At 57.9% G+C, this 4,363-nt stretch carries 3 protein-coding genes; 1 reads left to right on the top strand and 2 read right to left on the bottom strand.

The features are described 5' to 3' along the window. Positions 1-89 precede the first annotated feature (89 nt). Both VL598_RS08505 and VL598_RS08510 read right to left on the bottom strand, forming a co-directional pair. Positions 90-533: a universal stress protein gene (locus VL598_RS08505; RefSeq protein ID WP_325326268.1), complete on the bottom strand. Its 444-nt coding sequence runs from the start codon at positions 531-533 to the stop codon at positions 90-92. Between the two features lie 505 nt (positions 534-1,038). Next, positions 1,039-1,494, bottom strand: a complete 456-nt coding sequence (locus VL598_RS08510; protein WP_325326269.1) for an MEKHLA domain-containing protein — start codon at positions 1,492-1,494, stop codon at positions 1,039-1,041. 506 nt (positions 1,495-2,000) lie between these two features. Between VL598_RS08510 and VL598_RS08515 the strand changes: the two genes are divergently transcribed. Further along, a complete protein-coding gene (locus VL598_RS08515; RefSeq protein WP_325326270.1) occupies positions 2,001-3,314 on the top strand; it encodes an MFS transporter in 1,314 nt (437 codons plus the stop codon). Positions 3,315-4,363 lie beyond the last annotated feature (1,049 nt).

Genomic DNA, 4,363 nt, shown 5'->3' on the forward strand with positions numbered 1-4,363 from the left:
GTTCAGGCAATGTGCCATGGACTTTTCCCGCGTGCCCTCATCGTCAGGAATATGGTGGATGATGCGCTGGAGTACGGATGGAGTCGCGGTCATTTGACAGGCACGACTATTACTGAACGTCCGCCGGCTCTCATAAGCAGCCCGTCAAGCGCAGGTTTCCTGCCAAACCACCATTTTGACGGAGATGCATTTACATAACCGACAACGATCGCTTTAGCGTTAACAAGAGCCGCGTGCCGGCCGATGCAGTCGATGACACTGCCATGGGCAACGTAGCCCTTTGCGACGGTCCCGTTGTCCCTCAACTGAGCCACGGCTTCCTCGACGTTGCACCACGCTGCGTCCAACATGTCGCGATACGCGATCTCAGAAAGCACCCCCGAACCCCACGCTATTGCGGACTTAATATCAACGACGGTTAGTACGTGCACGTCGGTACCGCGCGACATCGCCAGATCATTGGTACGGACGAGTGCGCATTTGGCTTCGTCAGAGCCGTCGTAGTAAATAACAATCGGTTCACATTGGGACATGAGCAGCAGCGATCTTGAAGACAAGATGCGAGAAAGAAATCAGTTTTTCAAAACAACTTCGCCACCACTTCATTCCGCTGCCGTCAGGCAAAGCTCCGCTTTTCGTTTGTGCCGTGCATGAGCGTAACAGCGCCGATTTGGCGCTCGCCGAACGGGTGAGCGGGTTCGTTACGAGGCGATCAGCACTTTTCTCGCTGGACGTGAGGTCGGACACCTCGGAGAGAAGTATGGCGGTGCAGAGGGCGGTCCGGCCAATTCGAAGTAGCCGGGTGCGCGATAAGTCTCGCTAATCGGCTGCCTTGCCGCCGGCCGGCGCGAGGCTCAGCCCAAAAATCGACCATTTGGCTTTGGGAAAGATGATGTCAAGCAAAGCACTGGCGCACTATTAGGGAGATCCGAGTTGGTTAAGTCGACTTTATCCGTCAGCGAACATGCCTGCAGGTACTCGTCAAAAGTGGCATTTGAATTAAATGCACTAAGCGCACAATCGTGGTTGCGCACGGATTCACAGGTCGGTCGTTCGAGAAATCCTGGCTGCCTCGCCCTTAACAAGGCCATCGACATCGACAAGCCGCCACAGAGTCACGTCCTCGATCATGAATCTACGACCAGATTTCGAGATCCGGAGTCCTTGATAGCCACGCAAATAGCCAATCCGTCTCACGCTATCCATAAGATCTTGCCGCTTGAGCCGATCCTGTTTTTCGGCAGATAATCGTGAAGGCAAACGTACGAGTTCGTCCCAAGAGTATTCGAACCGTTTTTGCGCGACCAAGTTGCCATATATGAAGCGCGGATCATCCTCCGGACTGTGCGCAAGTACCGCAAAGGGTGCATCTTCGTAAAGCCAGCGAGCCGCTGCCTCAGCGGTCATCTCACCGGGGACCAGTTCGTCACCCAGTAGACGAGCAAAGCTGTCCGCCATTAGCTTAAAAAACACGGGATCGCGGGATCGTTCCATGTGATTTATAGGAAAGTGAGGATGATTGGCAATACGACGTCACTGTTTTGATCGGGCGCCGTTTGCGACACAATCACCAACCCGCTTGTCGAGGGCTGCATAGTACGCACCAGCGTCACCGACAAGGCTCTTTCCGCCGTGCGTCGATTTCCACATTATGGGGCACGGCCGCCATGCCGGCGACAACATAACGTCATATCGCCTATGACGTAACGGCATAGTCAGGACGGAGCGAAATAGAGCAACATACGGCATTCATGCCGCCCATTCTTGTTGACTGATCTTGAGACATTTCAGAGTTGGAGAGTTCGATGATGATCGAACAGGCGGCAACTTACGGCTTACATCTTTCTTGGCTTTTGGGGCCTTCAACGCCGTGCTCCGGTGCATCGTTCTGATGACGACGCTTTTTAACTAGTGCTATCGAAGACACTGATGCACCCGGCCTGCGCCTGCGCGCGAGTCGCCCTACTTTGCCGCGCGTCACGACGCAAACGGAAAACAGCATGTCATCTCCCTCATCATCACTCGCAGTGGCACCGCTTACCGGCGCGGCGAATGCATCCAGTTGGCGCATAATCTTCGCTAGCTTCATAGGCACTGCGATCGAGTTCTACGATTTCTACGCTTACGCCACCGCTGCCGCGCTGGTTATCGGTCCGGTGTTCTTCCCACGCAGCTCAGCGACGGCTCAGGCGCTTTCCGCCTTCGTCACTTTTGGCCTTGCTTTTGTTGCGCGGCCAATCGGCTCATTTCTCTTCGGGCATTTCGGTGACCGCATAGGCCGCAAGTCGACGCTGGTCGCCTCGCTTTTGGTGATGGGGCTTTCAACGACGCTTATCGGGTTTGTGCCCGGCTATGAACATATCGGTGGTCTTGCGCCCGCATTGCTGTGCATATTGCGTCTGGGGCAAGGAATTGGGCTCGGTGGCGAATGGGGTGGCGCAGCGCTCCTTGCCGCCGAGTATGCACCGCCCGGACGACGCGGGTGGTTTGGCATGTTTCCGCAATTGGGTCCATCGGTTGGGTTCCTCGCGTCGAACGGCCTATTCTTTGGGCTCGCGCTCACGCTATCGGACGTACAGTTTCGCAGTTGGGGATGGCGCGTGCCGTTCCTGCTGAGCGCAGCCCTCGTGGCCCTGGGCCTGTATGTGCGGCTTAGAATCGCGGAAACGCCCGCATTCAAGGCGGCCATCGAGCGTCGGGAGCGCGTGCGCACACCCCTTATCTCGCTTATAAGGCATCATGCCGCGCCGACGCTTCTCGGCGCGCTTGCGATGGTCGTCTGCTACACCTTTTTTTACATCTCCACCGTTTTCACGCTCTCATACGGTGTCTCCACGCTACACTTCTCGCGTCCGAGCTTTCTGGGGATGCTCTGCTTCGCCATCCTTTTCATGGCGCTGGCAACGCCGCTGGCAGCCTGGGCAAGCGACCGATTCGGCCGCCGTCCAGTGCTAATCGCGGGCATTGTCGCTGCGGTCGCTTCGGGATTTACGATGGCGCCGCTCGTCGGCAGCGGATCCGCGCCGTTGGTCGTCCTTTTTCTGAGCCTTGAGCTTTTTCTAATGGGCGTCACGTTCGCGCCGATGGGCGCTCTGCTGCCGGAACTCTTTCCCACGAGTGTTCGGTATACCGGAGCAGGCGTGGCATACAACCTCGGCGGGATTCTCGGCGCTTCGATCGCGCCGTACATCGCCCAAACGCTGGCTGCGCGCGGTGGCCTCTCCTGGGTAGGCGGATATGTGTCGGTCGCTGCCGTAGTCAGCCTCATTGCTGTCGCGCTAGTGCGCGAAACGCGCGACGTTTCGTTGTCCTGAGCACCTCGATGATTCTCGCAGCGCGCCGGTGCTCGGAAGGGTGCGGCTCACGCATATCCAGCGGCTCGGTCGCCAGCCAAATTGCGTCGATCCGGATCACCGAAGCCACTCACGCACCCAGGCCGCATACTGAGCCGCATCCGAACTCGGCTAACTCACCGTGATGGATTAATTGCACGGCTCACTTCTACGCGGATTTCTGTGGCGCACGTTGTGCGTTTTCCACCGGCGCCGGCACGATCGCCGGCTGTACGGTCAGTTGGTTGCCAGAGCCAACTCCAGCCCTGTTAAAAGGGAAGGTTTTTATAGGGGAAACAGCCCAGCGCGTTATAGACAAGTACTGTGCAGTGCCGATGTATTCGTGGAGCACAAAATCGGTGACTTTTTCATTCCAGTGGAAATCGATGTAGGAACATGACTGTGAGCTGTTCTCTGCCAGACTGGAATGTGCGTTCGATGGCTTGCTCCTCGACCATCCAGCCGAGTAACGCTCCGGTTCCTCCCGCAAGACCGCGGGGCTTGAGGCGAAAGCGGAAATGCGGTCGCCCAATGGCCTTGGCAATACGGGCCAACCCGCCGCCTTGGCGGCAGAACTCCGCTTGCACGGGTCGGCGGAAATGCCGTCAAACGTAACGGAACCTTGCTCGCGGACGTCTTCGCCGAAGGCTGCGCGGCATCGCGCTGCCGGCGCTGCCGATCTCAGCCTTTAGCACAGGAGCGATTGCAGTCGACTCAAGTAAGTTTCGCTCTCCTTGCGCGATTCGCCGACAGCACTGCGACGCATTGTCGATCAGGGCGCGGAGCTCAGCACGCCGGTCCTCCGCATGGGGGGCGTGATTAAGCGGCGAAGGACTCTTCACGACCCATAGCCGCTATTGCGACCGTGTTGGCCAAAGGTCCGCTCTCGGGCGCACAACGGACCTCTCGTACTGACCGCGTCTTTCCAGCACACGGCAACGGACTTCGACAGGTCCGTCGCCGCGTGGCTTCATGCAGGCTGATCGAAACTGCCGGGGCTCTTGTCCGAGGCCGTCCACTGCGGAGTACGA

The sequence above is a fragment of the Trinickia sp. genome (assembly GCF_035492435.1).
Lineage (GTDB): Bacteria > Pseudomonadota > Gammaproteobacteria > Burkholderiales > Burkholderiaceae > Trinickia.

Excerpts from the sequence above, each read along its gene's own strand:
- VL598_RS08505 (WP_325326268.1), bottom strand. The coding sequence starts at position 533 with ATGTCCCAATGTGAACCGATTGTTATTTACTACGACGGCTCTGACGAA.
- VL598_RS08510 (WP_325326269.1), bottom strand. The coding sequence starts at position 1,494 with ATGGAACGATCCCGCGATCCCGTGTTTTTTAAGCTAATGGCGGACAGC.
- VL598_RS08515 (WP_325326270.1), top strand. The coding sequence starts at position 2,001 with ATGTCATCTCCCTCATCATCACTCGCAGTGGCACCGCTTACCGGCGCG.